We start from the raw sequence: 18,166 nt of genomic DNA, 5'->3' as shown, positions 1-18,166 counted from the left end.
TAGACATGTGTCCTAGGGGGAATCATGAACCTGCACCTGACCGGAAAACGTGCACTGGTCACCGGCTCCAGCTCGGGTCTCGGCGAGGTCACCGCCAAGGCGCTGGCCGCCGAAGGGGCCGCCGTCGTGATCCACGGTCGCGACCGCGTCCGCGCCGAGTCCGTCGCCGCCGCCGTCCGAGCAGAGGGCGGCGGCGCCGAGGTCGCCATCGGCGACCTGACCACCGACGCCGGCGCCGATGCGGTGGCCGAGGCGGCGCTGGCCGGTGGGCCGGTCGACATCCTGGTCAACAACGCCGGCGCGTATCCGCACCTTTCCTGGCACGACGCCTCCGCCGAGGACTGGCGCCGGACCTACGAGGTCAACGTCGTCTCCGGGGTTCGCATGATCCAGCGGATGGTCCCCGGGATGTGCGAACGCGGCTGGGGCCGGGTCATCCAGATCGGCGGCGGACTCGCCGTGCAGCCGATCGCGGACCTTCCGCACTACACGGCGACCCTGGCCGCCCGCCACAACCTGACCGTCTCCCTCGCCCGCGAGCTGAAGGGCAGCGGCGTCACCTCCAACACCGTCGCTCCCGGCGCCATCCTGGTCGACGCCGTCCAGCGGTTCGTCATCGACCTGGCTCCCGCTCGCGGCTGGGGTCAGATGTGGGAGGAGATCGAGCGTAACGCCATCGAGGACCTGGCGCCCAACGACGTCGGCCGCTTCGGCCGGGCCGAGGAGATCGCCGCCGCCGTCCTCTACCTCTCCGGCCCACTCGCCGACTACGTCACCGGCACCACCCTCCGCGTGGACGGTGGCGCGGTCAAAGGCGTCCACTGACCCAGCAGGCAGATGCGGAACTTCGCGACTCCGCCTTGTCGGTCATCTCCCGTTGCGGGATGGCGTCGAGCACGAGGCCGAGGAAGGCGTTCACGCCGAGGCAGGGGTTCATGGCGATCCGCTCGACACCCTCGGGCGAGGGCAGCAGTGAGCGGGTGATCGGCCCGGCTTGGGGGCAGAAGCCCTTTCGCCGGTGGCGGGTCCTTGGATTGCGCCTGGGACGGCTGATCGGCGCTGGCCTGATCACCCCGGAAACCCGGTGCGGAAGTTGAAGGACAAGATCGCGATCAACAGCCCGCTGACAGTGGAGCGACGATTCATGGAATCAAACGTGCGATCCCGACTGCCGGATCGTCATGAGTAGCCCCCTGCGCATCGCCAGCACAGCGGCACGTTTTCCGGCGTACTCCGGCCGCCCCCGGGGTTGAAGCCGCCCAGCAGAACGATCTTGTCCAGATCTTCCGCGGCGATGGCCGCGCCCAGTGCGGCGGCGCTCTCATCCCGCCGGCCGGTGCGAAGCCGTCTGGCAGTCGGATACGGACCGAGGGCAGGTGGGCGATGTACACGGCCACGTCGCCGGATGGCGTCCGCACGGTGGACCGCACCCCCTCGGCTCCGGTCTCCTCCGACCTCCACGGGCCTGATGTCCACTGGCCGGGAGTTCGCAAGGGCATACCTGGACCAGAGTCCGACAGTGCCCGAGACCGTGTGGTACGGATGGCCGAACGTGAGGACGGCCCCGTAGACGGGCAGGGCGTCAGGCGTCAACTCCTCCGGGGTCCCCGTAGCTTCGGCTGGAAATCCAACAGATATGCCTCTGGCCTGTATAGACAACAGGGCTCAGGTCTGGCCTATTAACCTGAGACCTCTACATAAGCGCAGGCGAGAGGCATATCCGTTGAATCCTTCGCCATTGCTACCAGGACCCCTCTACCGGGCGCTCGCCGAGCATGTGAAGGCCCGCGCCTACCCCGAAGCGATCGAGCAAGCACACGCCGACTTCGCGGCGGCCCTGCCGTAGGGTCCGCAGTCCTCGCGGCCAGAGAACCCGCTACAGGCGCACCAGGTAACCGGGTTCGGCATCCCCGCTCATCTGCTCGACTCCGGTTCCTGAGGAGACTCACAGGGTCGCGGGAGTGGCACCAGCCGGAATCCGGCCGTCGGTGGGCAGATCGTGTTCGGGGGCCCGCTGGTGGTCGCCGCTTACGGAGGATCTGGGCGCGAAGCCGTTTGTTCGTCGCCGTTGTTGTGGGTGCGTTGAGTGATGGTGCGTTCGAGGCCGTCGAGGAGGGCGAGGAGGCCGAATTCCTGGGTGGTGGTGGTTGAGGGGATGGTCACGGTGGTGGCAAGCAGCGGGAAGCGGCTGGCGTTGAGCAGTAGCAGGTCGCGCATGATGGGGGCGGCGCTGCCGTCCGTCCAGGTCTGAGTGCCTTGGGTGGCGGCCGGGTGGGTGGCGCGGATGTGGTGGGACACCATCATGACCGCGTCGAGCCGTTCGCGTTCGGTCAGGGGGGTGTCGGTGAGGGCACTGAGGGCTGTTTCGGGCCATGCGGTCTCACGTGGTCCCATGACGCGGTCGCCCACGGTGACCGACGGCAGCCAGGGGTGGCGCCGCCAGGCGGTGGACAGTCCGCGGGCGTACTCCTCCAGCTTGGCCCGCCAGCCGGCCGCCCCGCTCAGGTCGGGGGGTGTGCCGACCGCCGCCTCGATCATGATGGCCATCAGCTCTGTCTTGCCGTTGACATAGCGGTACAGGGCCATCTTGGTGAGGCCGAGCTCGGCGGCGATGCGGTGCATGGAGACCGCCTCCAGGCCCTCGGTATCGGCGACCTTGACGGCGGTGTCGGCCAGCCGGGCGAGGTCGAAGGCGGGCCTGGGGCCTCTGATACGCGGCTTCCGCAGGCCCCACAACAGTTCCGCCAGTGTCCTCGGATCCTCGTTGACCGCCACGTCGCCTCCCGCTTGCCATCCGCCAAAACTGTCTCTACCGTACACAGTGTTTTGGGGACACAGTTAATCTCCGGACCCGGGAGCAGGCGGTGGCCGAGGGGCCACGCCGTGAAACAAGGAGTGGGCCATGTCCAAATCAGTGCTCGACATGTCGATGTCCCTCGACGGGTACATCGCCGATCCCAACGACTTCCTCGGCGGCAACGATGGCGAGCGGCTGCACAAGTGGGCTGACTCGGACCAGCATCCCGGGCCGGTCAAGCAGTTCCAAGACGAATGGAACGGAGCTGGTGCGATCCTCGCGGGACGGCGGACCGCTGAGCTCATGGACCACTGGGGCGGCTCTCACGGCGGTCTCCCGATCTTCGTCCCCAGCCACCGGCCGCCCTGCCCGGCCGCCAGGTGGGGCTATCCGCTGGTGACCTACGTGAACGACGGGATCGAAAGCGCGATGGCGCAGGCGAAGGCCGCCGCCGGGGAACGGGACGTCCAGATTCGTGGCGGCGCGTACACGGTGCAGCAGGCCCTCGAGGCCGGAGTGCTGGATGAAGTGCAGATCCACCACATTCCAGTACTCCTGGGCGCAGGGCGCCGGTTGTTCGACGTCCTGCCGTCGGAGATCGAGTTGGAGATCATTCAGGTGCTCGACACGCCCGAGGCCACCCACATCCGCTACCGCGTCCGCCGCTGAGCCGATCGGCCACGGACCGGGCAGGGATGAGCGCGTCGCAGCGGATCGAGCTGACGTTGAGCATGACGACCGGGCCGCCACGGGCGGCGGAGCGCAGGTGGCCGGCCGTCGGGGGCAGCAGGAACGTCTCGAACCCCGGCAGGGCCCGGACCTCGCGTACCAGGGCCTCCCACCGGAGGGCCAGGCTCATCCTCCGGTCCACCGACGCCGCGACCGCGTTCAGCTCGGTCTCCTCCATCGGCGCCAGCGCGTCATCGTCGGTCCGTACCGTCGCCGCCGGCGCGTTGAGCTCGGTCCGTACGGCGCTGAGGGCGGCGGCGAGCCCCGGACGCGCCTCGCGCAGAGCGGTGATGTCGGTGGCCACGTCGAGGGACTGCGCCCAGAGCACCCCGCGTCCCTGTTCGAGCAGTTCGATCGCCAGGTCCGGCCGGCCCCGCCGCAGTCGACGTCAAGTCCGGCGTCCTGCCCGACGAGGCGGTGCACTGGCTGAAGACCAACTTCTTCAAGACCGAACTCGAGCTCGGCCACTGCCTGCGCCTGCCAGCCGAGGGCCCATGCGAGTGCGACCTCTATTTGACCTGCGCCAAGTTCGTCACCACCCCGGACTACGCCCCCACGGCTCCGGGCCCGTCTAGAGGTGGAACAGCAACTGATCCAGGACGCCGACGAACGCGGTTGGACCCGCGAGGTCGAACGACATCGGGCCGTGGTCCGGCGGCTCGAAGCCCTCCTCGCTGACCTCGGACAAGGCCCCATCCAGACGACCCCTCCACCCTGCCGACGCAGATGATCGAAAGGTTTGTCGGGGTTGAATGCGAAACTCCGCACATGAATCTCTACGTTCAGGCAGCCTGACGTGAAGACGTTTGAGCCGTTCACCCTCGCGCCGACCAGTGAAGAGTGGCGCAGCGCGAGAATCGCTCGCGGGGAGCTCTGCGATCAGCGGTTCCCATTTCCCGCCGGCGTGACCGACGTGATCTTCGACCGCGCGAGATCGGTCAAGGTGGACTTCACCGCGATGCGGTTGCCCTGTTTCGTTGCCTTTGGCAGCGAGTTCGACGGCTGCGACTTCACCGGCACCGCCTTCGAACAACTGTTGATGGGCAGCACCGGCACGGGCGTCGGCGGACAGGAGTGGGACGGCGCCGCGTGGCCGCAGACCGTCTTTCGCGATTGCGTGTTCCGCCGCACTCGATTCGCGGAGTTCACTGCCTTCGGCAACGTCCGGTTCGAGGGGTGCACCTTCGACCGGTCTCGCCTGCGGCAGCAGACGAACACGAGCGAGGCGGAGTTCGTCGACTGCGTCTTCCGCGGCCCGGTACGCAGCATCAACTTCTGGGGCCGCCCGGCCGATCGCGACCAGGCAGTGCTTGGCAGAGACCACAACGACTTCAGTGGCAACGACTTCACCGCCGCCGAACTCGACAACGTCTCCTTCCGCCACATCGACCTGCGGGCTCAGCGCTTTCCCGGCCTGCCCGGCTACGCGCTCCTCGACCGGATCGCCGAGCGGGCGAGTTCGGTGCTGCCGCTGGTCGACAGCTGGCCGGACGAGAAGCATCGCCAGGAGGCCCGTTCCGCACTGGAGTTCCTCGCCGACACGGCGCGCGCATGGACCGACGATCAGGCTCTGGTGAGCCCGGCGAGGCTGGGCCGCAAGCTGCCGCCCGTCCTCCGCGAAGAGCTGTTCGCCGCGTTCAGACGCACATCCAGCGATACATCCCGTGGCTGAGCCGCACCGCCTCGCGGGCCAGGTCCCGCAAGGCGGTGATGCGTTCGATCTCGTAGTCGTTGAGCAGCTCGTCCTCGGCATACTCACTCAGCCGCGCATTTTCTATGGCGGCGAGCGCGGCGACCGTCTCCGGCATCACCCGGTCCACGCCCGATACTTCACTGTCGTCCACGACGACCTCGCTGTCGCCGAACTCGCTGACGTCGCGTCCGCTGAGCTCGGCTACCAGGTCTCCGAGTTCGTCGATCCACCCCTTGCAGTCGACATATGGCAACTTCACGCGCGCGGGCCCGCCGGACAGAGCTCGTTCGGCTGACTGATCTGACTCTGCCGTGAAGTAGTCGACCAAGACGCCCATGGCCGAACACCTTATCGATCAAGGCGCCGTGAGGACAGAGAACGTCGCTGCTTGACAGTGTCCACATAACGACCCTGGTGAACTTCGGGCTGTTCGACCTGGTCGGCAAGGCCCTCACCCCGCGGATCCGGGATTTGGGGCGGATCACGATGCTGCGCGTCGACACCCCCGGCGCGACCAACGCCCTCTACCCGCACGCCGGGCCGCTCCTGGCCGACCGGTGGAACACCGATCTGATCATCGAGTGCTATCCCGACCTGCTGCGGATGGGCGGGTCACTGAAGTTCGGCGAGGCGACCGCGTCGCTGATCGTCGGGAAGTGGTCGGCGGCGTCCCGGCAGAACACGCTGGCGACGGCGCTCAAGGAGTGGGGGCGGATGCGCCGGACCCTGCACGCGGCCCGCTACCTGTCGGATCCGGTGTACCGGCGGAAGATCTCCCGGCAGCTCAACAAGGGCGAATCCCTGCATGCCCCTGCGCCGGGACCTGCACTACGCCCAGCAGGGCACCATCGTCCGCCCCCACTTCCAAGACCAGACTGAGCAGGCGTGGTGCCTGACCCTGCTCACCAACGCCGTCATCACCTGGACGACCGAGTACTACGGAGTCGCGATCTCCGAGCTGCGCTCCCAGGGCCGGGAGATCCGCGATGAGCTGCTGTCGTTCATCGCCCCCGGCCACCGCGAGAACATCAACTTCTTCGGGTTCATCACCGTCGACATCGAAGCCGAACTCGCCAAGCTCGTCGAGGGCTGGCGGCCGCTGCGACCTACCGCCGTCACCGACGTGGGCACCAGCTTCCTCCTCAACCCCTGAGTCTCCCGCCTTCGCCTCGTTCGGGCTGGTCGTGGCGTTGAGCGTTTGTCGGCGTCAGATGAGTGAGTCGCGGATTGCGGCGGCTCGTTCTGGGGTGAAGACGCCGGTGTTGAGCATGTCGTGGATGGAGGTGACGGTTCCGCTGGATCCCCAGTTGCCTTCGTCGATGGTGCGGAAGTTGACCCACCAGGTGGGGGCGGGGGTGTCGGTTCCGCAGGCTTCGGCCATGGCGGCGAGGATGCGTTGGATGACGTCCGGCGCGGACGTCGGGGTTCCAGTGGGGGGCAGACCAAGTAAGACGGAATGGGCTAATAGGGCTGGTCAGGAGACCGTCATCGACGAGGGCCGAATGGCTGGCCTGGTTGGGCAGCGCACCCTCTGATCCAGCCGCCCACCCGTGTCCCGCTGTGCGGCGTCGAGACGTGCGGCGGCACACGGTCAGCCCAGTTGGGCGGTCGCCAGCCAGCCGCGCCCGGCGTCCGCACGGTCGGGGTCGAACGCGGGCGGTGCGGGGCGTCGGCAGGCGGTGGCGGCCTCGGTGATGTCCGTCACGTCGGGCTGCCAGCCGCGCCTGGCGAGCCACGTGTCCAGGTTCTCGGCGGGGCCGCCCTGCCACAGGTCGACGAGTTCGGCGGAGATGTCCGCGCGGGCGGCGCGCAGCAGTTCGGAGTCCTCGGCGTGGTCAAGGACGAGTGTGCTCGCGGGGGCGGAGGCGGCGGTGATCCGGTCGAGGAGCAGGTCTGCGGCGCTGGGTGGGAGCGCGTAGAGAATGCCCTCGGCCAGCCAGGCGGCCGGTCGCTCCAGGTCGAAGCTGGCCGCTTCCAGCGCCTGTGGCCAGTCCTGGCGCAGGTCGGCGGCGACTTCGATGCGCTGGCACGCAGGGGTGGCATGGTGGCGAGCCAGTACGGCGCTCTTGAACGTGAGCACGTCGGCGAAGTCCAGCTCGAAGATCGTGGTGTCGGGCGGCCAGGGAAGCCTGAATGCGCGGGCGTCCAGGCCGCACGCCACGAGGACCACCTGGTCGCAGCCCTGCGCGGTCGCGTTCAGCAGCGCGCGGTCGAAGAAGCGGGTGCGTACGGCGACTTGTTCGGCCATCGCCTGCAGGAAACGTGCCGTTGCGGGTGAGGCGCCGGCGGCCCATGGAGTGGAATCCGGGGCGACGGCCTGGAGAAAGCGCCGTGCGTAGGGGTCGTCGAACAGGCGGTCCGGGCGTTCGCTCTCTTGGGCGCGCAGGAGAGCTACTCCCAAGGCGGTCGCGCCGATCCCGGTCAGGCTGTCGGGGACGGTCGGGTCCGGTGTCATGGTGTCGTCTTTTCCTTTACGGGTGTGGTGCCCAGGGCGTGGAAGTAGTCGTTGACGGGTGCGAGGTCGATGCTGTCGCCGCGGTAGCCGACGTATTTGTCCGGGCGGATCATGTACAGGCTGGGGCGGCGGACGCCGTAGCGGTTGTGGGCCTCGCTGCGCAGGTCGGCGAAGACGCCGCCGGAGAGGCCGGATGGCAGGTGGCCGCGGGTGATGAGATGGACCTCGCCGTGCCCGGCCATCGCCTCGTATGCCGTGGCCTGCCAGTGGGCCAGGGTGGTGGAGTCGGTGGTGTCCGCGGTGAACAGCAAAAGGTGGTGGCCGGGGGTGCGGAGGAGGTGCCGCAGTGAGACCGGGCCCTGGCGGTTTTCGAGGTAGACGTCGCGCATCAGCTCGCCGGCTTCCGGTCCGGTACCGGCGATGTCACTCCACGCCCTGGCGGGGGACTCGTGCCAGCGTTGGAAGACGAGGTGGCTGTCGCGGTAGTGGACGAGGTGTTCGCCGAAGGCGTTCGACAGGCGCTGCTGCACGGGGTTGAGCCTGCCGAGCAGGCGCAGCGCGTGCCGTCTGGCTCTGCGGGCGACCAGGGTGGTGCCGGTGGCGACCTTCGTGGTGGTCGAGGTTGCCTCTACCACGGCCTTTACCACGGGCCAGCGTTCGGTCTGGTAGCTGTCCAGGAGGGATTCCTCGGCGCGGCCGGTGACGACGAGCGCGAGTTTCCAGCCCAGGTTGTAGGCGTCCTGCATGCCGGTGTTCATGCCCTGGCCGCCCACCGGGCTGTGGCTGTGCGCGGCGTCTCCGGCCAGCAGGATCCGGCCGTCGCGGAGCCGGTCGGCCAGGCTTTCGCGGGCCACGAACGACGAACTCCACTGCAGGTCGCGGACTCCAGGGTCGAGGGGGGTGCGTTCGGCGATCCAGGTGGCGAAGTCGTCCAGCCCGGGGGTGCGCGGTGGCCGGTCGTCCGGCGTGCTGGCCAGGATGCGCCAGTAGCCTCCGACCATGGGGAAGACGGCCACCAGGCCGGATCGGTCGAAGTAGACGTGGAAACGGTCCCGCGTCAGCGGCCAGTCCACGGCGACGTCGCCCAGGATGAAGCCCCGCTTCAGATCGGTCTTTGCCCGGCCGATGCCCGCCGTCTCGCGAACGGTGCTGTGGGCGCCGTCGGCACCGATCAGCCAGCCCGTTCGATACCGCTCGCGGCGGCCGTCCCCGTGCTCGAGTTCCACGCTGACGCCGTGCTCGTCCGCCTCTTGCCCGAGCAGGCGGGTGCCCCATTCGACGGTGACCCCGAGGTGCTCGGCGCGCTCACGCAGCAGCGCGACCGTCTGCCACTGCGGGATGCACAGGTCCAGCGGGAACGAGGAGTCCACGGCTGTCACGTCCATCTCGGCCAGGGTCGTCGTGCCCTGGTAGAAGTTCAGCGTGTGCAGCGGGACGCCTCGGTCGAGGGCGGCCTGGGCCAGCTCGAGGTCGTCCAGCATTTCCAGCGATCGAGCCACGATGGAGACCGCCCGGCTCTCTCGGTGGTCGGCGCTTTCGGCGTTGACGACGCGCGGGATCACGCCTCTGCGCGCCAGCTCTATGGCCAGCACCAGGCCGGTCGGTCCCGCACCGGCGATGAGGATGTCAGCGTTCACTGTCACGGATCCATCCTTAGAACGAATGATCGTTCTTTTAGAACAGCACGACCCCAACGCCAGCGTCAAGAGCGAATGTTCGTTCTCTATTGGCCGGTCTGCGCCGACGCCGACATTAGGGCCTTCAGCCCGCTCCTGAACGCCGCCGGATCCGCGTGGCCGTACACCGCACGCAACACCAGGAACCCGTCCACAAGCGCCACCAGGACATCGGCCACATGCCCCGCCGGGACGTCCGCAGGCAGAAGCCCGCGCCGCTGGTGGCGGGCCACGAGGCCGCCGACCACGCTGCGCGCCTCCTGCATGACCTCCTTCAGCTTCGCGCACAACGACGGCGAGCGCAGCGCCTCCGACCACACCTGGACCAGCAACTGCGCGGACTCGCGTGAGCCGGACAGCGGCGGACGGCCGACGCCCAGCACGAGGTCGACGATGTCGTCCAGATCCGGCGGCGTCGCCTCGTCCGCCTCGAACGCCAAAGCGACCTCGGCCAGAGCTTCGGAGGCGGTCGCAGCGATGATGTCGTCCTTGCTCTTGAAGTAGCGGTAGACGGCTCCGGCCGACAGTTCCGCCTCGGCCAGCACGTCCTGCATGGACGTGGCGTGGAAGCCGTTGCGAAGGAAGCAGCGGCGGGCGGCGTCCAGGATCTGGCGGCGGCGGGCTTCGAGATGTTCTTTGGGCATGCGTGCCATGGGACAGAACGTAGAACGAACATTCGTCCTTGACAACTTCGCCGCCCACGCCATAGTGAAGGAACATTCGTTCTTTGTAGGAAGGGTTCATGCCATGGTGTTCGCCGCCACCACACTGAGCGCTCTGGTCGCTCTTGTCTTCCTGCTCGCCGGCGCTCAAAAGCTGCTGCTGCGCCCTCAGGTGACCGCCAACCTCTTGCGGCTCGGCGTGGGCTCGGCGATGACCCGAACCATCGGCGTCCTGGAGATCGCCGGTGCCCTGGGGCTTGTGGCTGACCTCCTGTGGAGGCCGATCGCCGTAGCGGCAGCGGCCGGTCTCACGCTGCTGCTGATCGGCGCGATCGGCTATCACGTGCGCGCCCGCGACTTCGCCCATCGGCGCCACCGCTCCCACGCCGCGGCTCCCGTGCTCCTGGCAGTGGTCGCCGGGGCAACCACGATGCTGCTGCTGCTGACGCCGTAACGATGACCAGGCACAAACCAGAAGGGCCATGCCCCGGACTGCCGCAGTAAATACCGGATTTACTGCGGGAGGACGGGAGGGTCGCGAACCATGAGCGCGAGCGCCGCCGAGGTGATCCCCCTCGGCCGCGACGAACCCGAGACCTACGCCGACGCGGTCGAGGCCTAGCTCCGCTCCGCAGGGATCGGCGCGTCGTGCAAGCGCGTCTACAAGATCTCCCTCACCACGTGGGCGTGGCTCGCCCGCGGCGAGCAGGCGCCGCTCGGCGTCAACCGCCGCCGCGCCGTGCCGCCGGTCGTTGCATTCGCCGACCTGAACGCGCCCGGCGCGGTCGAGGCGATCACCGCCGCTTTCGTCGAGCGGGCACGCCTGGTCGACCCGAACACGGTCAACCGCGAGCTGTCGGTGCTGAAGGCCGCCGTCGCCTGGTGGCGCGGCCGCGGCTGGCTGACGGCCAGCCCCATCGCCGGCATCGCACGCCGGCCCGCGCCGCCCGACCGCACCAAGGCCCTATCCCGCGACCAGATCGCCGACCTGTTCGCGTTGAAGGTCGCGCTGCGGGAGCAGGCGCTGTGGCGGATGCTGTACGAGACGTGCGCACGGGCGGAGGAGATTCTGACCCTCGACGTCGACGACCTGCTGCCCGACGACAAACGCGGCAAGGTCGTCTCCAAGGGCGGCGCGACCGACTGGGTGCACTGGCAGTCCGGCACCGCCCAACTCCTGCCCCGCCTCACCAAGGGCCGCAACACCGGGCCGATGTTCCTCACCACCCGCAAAGCCCCCGCCCGCACCGCCACCAGGGACAAATGCCGGACCACCGGCCGGGCCCGCCTGTCCTACCGGCGCGCCGCCGAGCTGTTCGAGTTCCACACCCGCGCTCTGGCCAACCCCGGCGTCACCGGCCCCGACGAACTCGAACTGCTCGGCGGATGGACCCTCCACCAGCTCTGCCACTCGGCGCTGACGCATGAGGCTGAGGACGGCACGAACACCCCGACCCTGCTCGCCCGTTCCCGGCATGCTTCGGTGCGCTCCTTGGAGCGGTACGCCCGGCCAGGCGTCGACGCCGTGGCCGACCACATCGCCTCCCGCGACCCCGCCGCCGCCCGACGCAAACACCGATGACCGGGAGCTGACCGATCCGCGAATCCCGAAGGCTCCGCTGGTCACGGGTGGGTTCGTTGGATTCTCCGCTGTTGCTGCCCGACGGTCCTGTGCTCGGGGCCGCTCCCGATAGTTCCAGGGCCTGAACGCTCCACCAGCGGATGGATCGGGGTTGAGAACCCTCTCCAAGCAGGCGTCCAGCGTGCCGATCAACCCACCTAAGAGCCGGTGTTAACGCAGGTCAGCGGCGGGTTCGTTGGATTTTCGGCCAAGACCACTGAGCCCCCGGGACCACCCACCCACGACCCGGTCGACGTTGCCGCTGACGCCTGCAGGCGCTTCGCCACACATCTGGAGTTGCTGGCACACCAGCTCGGCGAGGCCGCCCTGGAACCGGGCGATCGTGAGCGCTTGGCCGCCGCGCTGAAGGCGGTCGAGAAAGTGGTCGCCAAGGTGGCCGCGAACGTTGGCTCGGCGGAGAGTTGACCGTTCCCACAGCCTGTTTACGGGCTGCGCTGACGTGCTGGCTCAGCGGAATCGGTCGTAGACCATGGCGAGTTCGCCCAGCTCGCCGGTCTCCTGGCGGGTGAGCGTCCATTTCGTAGCCGGCAGGCCGTCGTCGAACAGTCGTTGGCCGCCTCCGGCGATCTCGGGGAAGATCATGAGGTAGAGCCGATCGAGCAGGTCTGCCGACAGGAGTGGCTTGATGATGCTGGCGCTGCTGTTGACGAGGATGTCGCCTTCACCGCTGGTCTTGAGCTCGGTGACGACGTCTGCGGCGGGGGCGTTCACCACGCGGGCGCGTTCCCACGGTGCGTCGGTCAGGGTGGTCGACAAGACTACCTTTTCCGTGTCGACCAGCCACTTGGCGTATCCGCGGTCGCGCGGATCGGCGTTGTCGTCTTCGGCGACCGACGGCCAGTAACCCAGGAATCCCTCGGCGTTGATCCGGCCGAGCAGTGCCGTCGTCGCGTGCTCCCACATGCGGGTCATGTGGTTGCGGGCGACGTCGCTGGTTACATACGGGGCGAACGCGGCGAAATCGCCGGGCCCGCCGGGACCGTTGTAGCGTCCGTCGAGGGTGAGGCTCAGGTTCGCGGTCACCCTGCGGCCGGTCGTGTTCGTCATTTCGTGCTCCTTGTATTGGTGTTGTGCGTGTCGGTGTTGTACGTGGTGAGGGCCGCCGCAAGCTTGTCGAGGGTCTGGCCGTAGCCGATCTCGATGCCCGCGATGAAGTCCGCGGAGTCGACGGTGCTGTCGGTGATCTGAACTTGAACGTCGAGGTCGGTGCCGGTGCCGGTGGGCCGTAGGTCGAAGGCGACGTGGGTGGTGAAGGCGATGTCGCCGCTGGGAAGCATCGGGGAGGAGCGGTAGGCGAGGCGCTCGCCGGGGCGTACATCGTCGACGACTCCCTGCGCGCGCCCGGCGACCAGGTCGGAGCCGTCGGCGTCCTCGGCGTCGCGGTATTCCAGGACGATCCGTCCACCCGGGCGCGCCTCGAAGACGAGTTCGGAGACGCGCAGGTCGTCGGGCGTCCACCAGCGGGCGAGCAGGGGCGTTTCGGTGAGGTGGCGCCAGATCAGCTCGGGGCGCTGCGTCAGCGACCGGAGGAACCTGAACGAGCGGCCGTCGGCCCACCCCGGCTCCTCCGCGGCGAGTCGCTCCGCCTGGAGGCTGAGCCCGTACCGGTCGTAGGTCTCGCGCGGGCCGCCGGCCTGCTCTGCGGTGTCGGCGAGCCGGCTGAGCGCCGCTGCCAGGTGGCGCAGCGGAGCGGAGCGGAGCGCGTAGACGCGGCGCTGGCCGGTGCGCTGGGAGGTGACGACGCCGGCGCGCTCGAGGGTCTGCAGGTGCTTGGTCGTCTGCGGCTGGCGCGCCTCGGCGAGCTGGGCGAGGACGCCGACCGAGCGGGGCCGCTCGGCCAGCAGGGTCACGAGCCGCCAGCGGGCCGGGTCGGCCAGTGCGATGAGAAGTGCGTCCGCTGTCTCCATAGGCAGAAGTATTCGCCATAACGAATATTCGTGTCAAGGAATATTTTGGGAGTTTGGGTGAGCCGGGAATCGGCCGAGCAGGCCCGGAACTCCCATAGCTCCGGCGAGCCGCCACTCGGTTGATCAGTGGGTACGGCGGCGGGGTGCCAGGACCAGGGTCCACCTGCTGATCAGCTCATCCTGTTCCCAGTCGGTACGCACGTCGGAGTTCCTCCCCAGGCCCATGCCATCAACGGGCCCGATCACCATCGAGAAGCCCGGCCGTCGCGGGCATGCGAAAGGGCCCGCCGGTGGCGGGCCCTTCGGTCTGTGGCAGTGGCGCGGTGCGGCGCCGGTGTCGGTGGGCGTGCTACTCGTCGCGGTCGGCCTGCCTGGGCAGGGGGCGCTGTTCGGCGTATCCCCGGATCCACGCGGTGCGCAGGGTCGACGTTCCCGGGTAGGGGCAGACGGTTGGCGGGTCGCCGCGGCGGCCTGCTTCGCGGCCGGCCGTGACTGCCTTGGTGTTGTCCTCGCGCGTGCCCATGCTGCGCCCTTTCCAGCTGTGACGTAGACGAACGGGAGTTCTGTGTCACAGTTGGGATGGGCCGAAGGCTCTGCCGCGAGCATGTGTTCCGCGCTCCTGAGTGGAGTGACGCATGTCACGTCGCGTCCTGTCATGTAGCTGCGATCCCCGGTGTCTTGAGGGCATGACCGAACACAACACATCCCACAAGGTCGTGGTCATCGGTGGCGGCTACGCCGGAACGCTGGCGGCCAACCGTCTGCGGATGCGCGACAACGTTGACATCACTCTGGTCAATCCCCGCCCGGAGTTCGTCGAACGCATCCGGCTGCACCAGTTCGTGGCCCGTACCGGCGACGCCACGATCGACTACGGCACGCTGCTCGGCGAGGGCATCCAACTGGTCGTCGACAGCGCAACGCGCATTGACACCGCGGCCCGCACCGTGCGGCTGGCGTCGGGCCGCGCGCTGGACTACGACTACATCATCTACGCCGTCGGCAGCACCGGCGCGGTCCCCTCGGTGCCAGGCGCGGCCGAATTCGCTTGGCCCATCGCGGAATTGGAGTCCGCGCAGCGGCTGCGCGCCAGGCTGGAGGAGTTGCCCCTCGATGCTCCGGTCACTGTGGTCGGCGGCGGATTGACCGGCGTCGAGACGGCCGCCGAACTGGCCGAACAAGGGCGCAAGGTCACGCTGGTGTGTGGCCGAACCCTGGCGCCCTACCTGAGCGCAGGGGGGCGACGATACGTCGCCAAATGGCTGACCCGCCATGATGTCGCCGTGCTCGAGGGCGGCGCGGTGACCGAGGTTCGGCCGGACGCGGTCGTCCTGGCCGACGGTTCTGCCGACAGTGTGGTACGTCCGAGCGCACTGACCATCTGGACGGCCGGTTTCGGACTGCCGGAGCTGGCGGCTGCGAGCGGGCTGCGCACCGACGCGCTCGGCCGGCTGCTCACCGACGAGACGCTGACCAGCATCGACGACGACCGCATCGTCGCGGCCGGGGACGCAGCCGCACCGTCGGGCCAGCCGCTGCGGATGAGCGGCTACGCCGCCGGGCCGCTCGGAGCGCAGGCCGCCGACACCGTGCTGAGCCGCATCGCGGGGACCGAACCGGCGATGATCAATCTGGCCTTCACGGGCGCGTGCGTCAGCCTGGGCCGGCACGCCGGCATCAGACAGATCGCCGGTAAGGACGACACCGCCGTGAACGTCTACATACCCGGCCGCATGGGCGCAATGATCAAGGAAGTGACCTGCAAGTTCGTGGTGTCGAAGAGGATCCGCGGCGAGGCACGCAAGCCCGGTTCCATGGGCTGGCCCAAGGGTGGCCCGCGCCCCGACCAGTCGGCCTCCGCTGCGCGGGCGGTCACCTCCCCGTGAGCGCCGACGAGCACGCCGAGCGGTTCACCGTGTTGCGGCCGCTGCTGTTCACGATCGTGTACGAGATCCTCGGCTCGGCGACCGAATCCGACGACGTGCTGCAGGACAGCTATCTGCGGTGGGCCAAGGTAGATCTCGCGGCGGTGCGGGACACCAAGTCGTATCTGGCGCGGCTGGTGACCCGGCAGGCGCTCAACGCCTTGCGGGCGAGCACGCGCCGTCGCGAGGAGTACATCGGCTCCTGGCTGCCCGAGCCGCTGCTGCTGGAGGAGAACGACGCGTCGGCCGATGTGGTGCTCGCCGAGTCGGTGTCGATGGCGATGCTCGTACTGCTCGAAACGCTCACCCCCAATGAACGCGCGGTGTTCGTGCTACGCGAGGTGTTCGGGTTCGACTACGACGAGATCGCCGCAGCGGTGGGCAAGTCCGTAGCGACAGTGCACCAGATGGCGCACCGAGCCCGCGGGCACGTACAGGCGCGGCGTAGACGTTTCGACCCCGTCGACGCTGGGACGACCACGCAGATCACCGAGCAGTTCATGTCCGCGGCGGCGACCGGTGACATGGAGGGGCTGCTCTCGCTGCTCGCGCCGGACGCCACGTGGACCGCCGACAGCGGCGGCAAGGTCACCGCGGCGCGCCAGCCGGTGGTGGGAGCGGAGAAAGTGGCCGTGCTTGTCACGGAACTGTTCCGCGTGGGGCGGTTGCCGGACTCACGGATCGAGATGGTCAACTGCAACAACGCGCCCGCGATGGCCGCCTACGACGGCGATCACCTGGTAGGCGTCTGCCTGTTCGAGGTCGGCGACAGGAAGATCACCAACTTCTACGTCATCCGCAACCCGGACAAACTCCTCGCCCTGACGGTTCCGCGTCAGATCAGCCGGTAGGAGTCGGCAAGCCACAGCGCAGTAGGTCGCGATCGCGCATGTCTGGCGCAAGCGAAGTTGCCGCTGCAGATGCGCCGCCGCAGGTGACACGTCCTGTGGCGGTCGATGAACGCGTCTCCGCCTCTTTGCGTGTGTTGACCAATTCGACTGAAGGACGACCAAGGAGTTGACCATGACCGATACACAGGTAGTGATCGCCGGGGCGGGGCCGACCGGGCTGATGCTCGCGTGCGAGCTGGGGCTCGCCGGCATCGATGTGCTCGTCCTCGAGCGGCTCCCGGAGCCTCGAACGGTGGAATCGCGGGCCGGAGGAATGCACATCCGCACGATGGAGGTGCTCGATCAGCGGGGTCTGCTCGACGGGTTCCTCGAGCGCGGACGGCCGCGGCAGGACGTGCACTTCTCCGGACTCGGTCTCGACCTATCCGATATGGCGACGCGATATCCGTACGCTCTGCTCATCTTGCAGGCCGAGGTGGAACGGCTGCTGGAGGAGCGCGCGGCGCAGTTGGGGGCACGGCTGCGCCGCGGCGCCGAGGTGACGGGGTTCACCCAGGACGAAACGGGTGTCACGGCGGAGCTCGCGGACGGGTCGCGCGTCCGGGCGGACTACCTCGTCGGCTGCGATGGCGGCCGTAGCGTCGTGCGCCGGCTCGCCGGCGTCGCCTTCCCCGGCACCCCGGCCACGATGACCGCGATGCTCGGCGACGTCGAGCTCGCTGAGCCGCCCGTGGCCGACATCTTCCAGGAGCGGCGCGAGCACGGCAGGTTCTCGGTGCTGTCGTACGGCCCGGACTGGTACCGGGTGCTGACCAACGAGTTCGATCACGTCGCCGGCCGGGACGAACCGATGACCCTGGAGACCCTCCGCAAGGCCATGCTCAAGATCGCCGGGACGGACTACGGGATGCACTCGCCGCGCTGGCTCTCCCGGCACGGCGACGCGGCCCGCCAGGCCGACCGTTACCGCGCAGGCCGGGTTCTCCTGGCCGGCGACGCGGCGCACGTCCACTTCCCGGCGGGCGGTCAGGGCCTGAACACCGGCGTGCAGGACGCGGTCAACCTCGGCTGGAAGCTCGCCGCCGTCGTCCGCGGCCAGGCCCCTGACCTGCTGCTGGACACCTACCACGCCGAACGCCACCCGGTCGCCGCCCGCGTCTTGCACAACACCCGCGCCCAGACCGCGCTGTGGCGGGTGGACGACCACACCTCAGCTCTGCGCGAGGTGCTGGGCGACCTCATCGGCATCGACGAGGTACGGCTGCGCCTGGCCGGCATGATCACGGCGGCCGACGTCAGGTATCCGATGGAGGGGACGGACGACCTTCTCGGCCGCCGGATCCCGGATCTCGATCTCGACCGCGGCCGCGTCTACGAACTCCTGCACCGCGCCCATGCGGTTCTGCTGGATCTTGGCGGTCTCCCACCGCTCGACAGCGTCGTGACCGGCTGGGCGGACCGAGTCGATCTCGTTCGCGCCCGTCTTGCCGAGGGCTCCGATCTGGGCGCGGACGCCGTACTCATCCGTCCCGACGGACATGTCGCCTGGGTCACCCGCGCCGGCGAGCGGCCGGACTTCGACGCGCTCCGGACCGCCCTCACGACGTGGCTCGGCCCGGCCGGCCTTCACGGTGCGCACGTACGCCACCGGCCCGCCCCGTGGGCCACGCCAACCCCGGATTAGTGCGCAAATCCCGCTCCAGCCAGCTCATCGGGGCGGTCCTCGACCATGTCCTTGCCACCAGATCGAGCCCATGACGTTCCAGCGCTGCCGCTATGGGCCAGACCTCGTCCTGCTTTGCAACGGCTGGCCACCGCGCAGGACGAAC

General features: G+C 68.8%; 21 protein-coding genes. 11 read left to right on the top strand and 10 right to left on the bottom strand.

All coding sequences use genetic code 11. The features are described 5' to 3' along the window. The first annotated feature begins 24 nt into the window (after window positions 1-24). Window positions 25-825, top strand: coding sequence for an SDR family NAD(P)-dependent oxidoreductase (locus ACWEPL_RS40645; RefSeq protein ID WP_363973372.1), 801 nt, complete (start codon window positions 25-27; stop codon window positions 823-825). 1,203 nt (window positions 826-2,028) lie between these two features. Here ACWEPL_RS40645 and ACWEPL_RS40640 read toward each other — a convergent pair. Next, complete coding sequence (locus ACWEPL_RS40640; RefSeq protein WP_363973366.1) at window positions 2,029-2,775, bottom strand: TetR/AcrR family transcriptional regulator; 747 nt, start codon at window positions 2,773-2,775, stop codon at window positions 2,029-2,031. Window positions 2,776-2,902: 127 nt separating this feature from the next. On the opposite strand from ACWEPL_RS40640, the gene ACWEPL_RS40635 reads away from it, so the two are divergent. After that, window positions 2,903-3,466, top strand: a complete 564-nt coding sequence (locus tag ACWEPL_RS40635) for a dihydrofolate reductase family protein (protein WP_452439333.1) — start codon at window positions 2,903-2,905, stop codon at window positions 3,464-3,466. On the opposite strand, the gene ACWEPL_RS40630 is transcribed toward ACWEPL_RS40635, so the two are convergent. Next, the gene (locus tag ACWEPL_RS40630; protein WP_452439332.1) at window positions 3,408-3,854 is read right to left on the bottom strand and encodes a hypothetical protein; all 447 of its coding nucleotides are present in this window, start codon (window positions 3,852-3,854) and stop codon (window positions 3,408-3,410) included. The two genes, ACWEPL_RS40635 and ACWEPL_RS40630, sit on opposite strands and share 59 nt — an antisense overlap. A 468-nt stretch (window positions 3,855-4,322) precedes the next feature. On the opposite strand from ACWEPL_RS40630, the gene ACWEPL_RS40625 reads away from it, so the two are divergent. Beyond that, on the top strand, window positions 4,323-5,198 hold the full coding sequence (locus ACWEPL_RS40625; protein WP_452439331.1) for a pentapeptide repeat-containing protein: 876 nt from the start codon (window positions 4,323-4,325) through the stop codon (window positions 5,196-5,198). Here the strand turns inward: ACWEPL_RS40625 and ACWEPL_RS40620 are convergent. Continuing rightward, window positions 5,164-5,556, bottom strand: a complete 393-nt coding sequence (locus tag ACWEPL_RS40620; protein ID WP_452439330.1) for a hypothetical protein — start codon at window positions 5,554-5,556, stop codon at window positions 5,164-5,166. The two genes, ACWEPL_RS40625 and ACWEPL_RS40620, sit on opposite strands and share 35 nt — an antisense overlap. Window positions 5,557-5,633: 77 nt before the next feature. Between ACWEPL_RS40620 and ACWEPL_RS40615 the strand changes: the two genes are divergently transcribed. Together ACWEPL_RS40615 and ACWEPL_RS40610 are read left to right on the top strand one after the other, a co-directional pair. After that, complete coding sequence (locus tag ACWEPL_RS40615; RefSeq protein ID WP_452439329.1) at window positions 5,634-6,098, top strand: Tn3 family transposase; 465 nt, start codon at window positions 5,634-5,636, stop codon at window positions 6,096-6,098. Then, window positions 6,025-6,372: a Tn3 family transposase gene (locus ACWEPL_RS40610; RefSeq protein WP_452439328.1), complete on the top strand. Its 348-nt coding sequence runs from the start codon at window positions 6,025-6,027 to the stop codon at window positions 6,370-6,372. Before ACWEPL_RS40615 ends, ACWEPL_RS40610 begins: the two co-directional genes overlap by 74 nt. A 54-nt stretch (window positions 6,373-6,426) precedes the next feature. On the opposite strand, the gene ACWEPL_RS40605 is transcribed toward ACWEPL_RS40610, so the two are convergent. The 4 genes from ACWEPL_RS40605 to ACWEPL_RS40590 form a co-directional block, all read right to left on the bottom strand. Then, a complete protein-coding gene (locus ACWEPL_RS40605) occupies window positions 6,427-6,600 on the bottom strand; it encodes a hypothetical protein (protein ID WP_363973354.1) in 174 nt (57 codons plus the stop codon). A gap of 210 nt (window positions 6,601-6,810) precedes the next feature. Continuing rightward, window positions 6,811-7,674 (bottom strand): SAM-dependent methyltransferase, encoded by an 864-nt coding sequence (locus ACWEPL_RS40600; protein ID WP_363973351.1) that lies wholly within the window; start codon window positions 7,672-7,674, stop codon window positions 6,811-6,813. Further along, a complete protein-coding gene (locus ACWEPL_RS40595; RefSeq protein ID WP_363973348.1) occupies window positions 7,671-9,317 on the bottom strand; it encodes an FAD-dependent monooxygenase in 1,647 nt (548 codons plus the stop codon). Before ACWEPL_RS40595 ends, ACWEPL_RS40600 begins: the two co-directional genes overlap by 4 nt. Before the next feature lie 80 nt (window positions 9,318-9,397). After that, complete coding sequence (locus ACWEPL_RS40590; protein WP_452439327.1) at window positions 9,398-9,994, bottom strand: TetR/AcrR family transcriptional regulator; 597 nt, start codon at window positions 9,992-9,994, stop codon at window positions 9,398-9,400. Here ACWEPL_RS40590 and ACWEPL_RS40585 point away from each other — a divergent pair. From ACWEPL_RS40585 to ACWEPL_RS40575, 3 genes are all read left to right on the top strand, one after another. Beyond that, complete coding sequence (locus ACWEPL_RS40585; RefSeq protein ID WP_452439326.1) at window positions 9,993-10,466, top strand: DoxX family protein; 474 nt, start codon at window positions 9,993-9,995, stop codon at window positions 10,464-10,466. The two genes, ACWEPL_RS40590 and ACWEPL_RS40585, sit on opposite strands and share 2 nt — an antisense overlap. A 285-nt stretch (window positions 10,467-10,751) precedes the next feature. After that, entirely contained in the window at window positions 10,752-11,594 is an 843-nt protein-coding gene (locus ACWEPL_RS40580) for a tyrosine-type recombinase/integrase (RefSeq protein ID WP_452439325.1), read from the top strand. A 207-nt stretch (window positions 11,595-11,801) separates the two neighbouring features. After that, entirely contained in the window at window positions 11,802-12,059 is a 258-nt protein-coding gene (locus ACWEPL_RS40575) for a hypothetical protein (protein WP_452439324.1), read from the top strand. 42 nt (window positions 12,060-12,101) lie between these two features. On the opposite strand, the gene ACWEPL_RS40570 is transcribed toward ACWEPL_RS40575, so the two are convergent. The 3 genes from ACWEPL_RS40570 to ACWEPL_RS40560 form a co-directional block, all read right to left on the bottom strand. Then, window positions 12,102-12,701, bottom strand: coding sequence for a dihydrofolate reductase family protein (locus ACWEPL_RS40570; protein WP_452439323.1), 600 nt, complete (start codon window positions 12,699-12,701; stop codon window positions 12,102-12,104). Further along, complete coding sequence (locus ACWEPL_RS40565; RefSeq protein ID WP_452439322.1) at window positions 12,698-13,561, bottom strand: metalloregulator ArsR/SmtB family transcription factor; 864 nt, start codon at window positions 13,559-13,561, stop codon at window positions 12,698-12,700. The genes ACWEPL_RS40570 and ACWEPL_RS40565 overlap by 4 nt, the downstream gene beginning before the upstream one ends. Before the next feature lie 349 nt (window positions 13,562-13,910). Then, window positions 13,911-14,084, bottom strand: coding sequence for an Rmf/CrpP fold protein (locus tag ACWEPL_RS40560; RefSeq protein WP_452439321.1), 174 nt, complete (start codon window positions 14,082-14,084; stop codon window positions 13,911-13,913). Window positions 14,085-14,247: 163 nt separating this feature from the next. On the opposite strand from ACWEPL_RS40560, the gene ACWEPL_RS40555 reads away from it, so the two are divergent. The 3 genes from ACWEPL_RS40555 to ACWEPL_RS40545 all read left to right on the top strand — a co-directional run bounded on the left by ACWEPL_RS40555 (window position 14,248) and on the right by ACWEPL_RS40545 (window position 18,021). After that, on the top strand, window positions 14,248-15,447 hold the full coding sequence (locus tag ACWEPL_RS40555; RefSeq protein WP_452439320.1) for an NAD(P)/FAD-dependent oxidoreductase: 1,200 nt from the start codon (window positions 14,248-14,250) through the stop codon (window positions 15,445-15,447). After that, entirely contained in the window at window positions 15,444-16,337 is an 894-nt protein-coding gene (gene sigJ / locus ACWEPL_RS40550) for an RNA polymerase sigma factor SigJ (protein WP_452439319.1), read from the top strand. Before ACWEPL_RS40555 ends, sigJ begins: the two co-directional genes overlap by 4 nt. A gap of 172 nt (window positions 16,338-16,509) precedes the next feature. Then, entirely contained in the window at window positions 16,510-18,021 is a 1,512-nt protein-coding gene (locus tag ACWEPL_RS40545; protein ID WP_452439318.1) for an FAD-dependent monooxygenase, read from the top strand. Window positions 18,022-18,166 lie beyond the last annotated feature (145 nt).

This window comes from Nonomuraea sp. NPDC004186, assembly GCF_053603495.1.
Note: the sequence above shows the minus strand (reverse complement) of the source record. Positions and strands in the feature narration are given on the sequence as shown.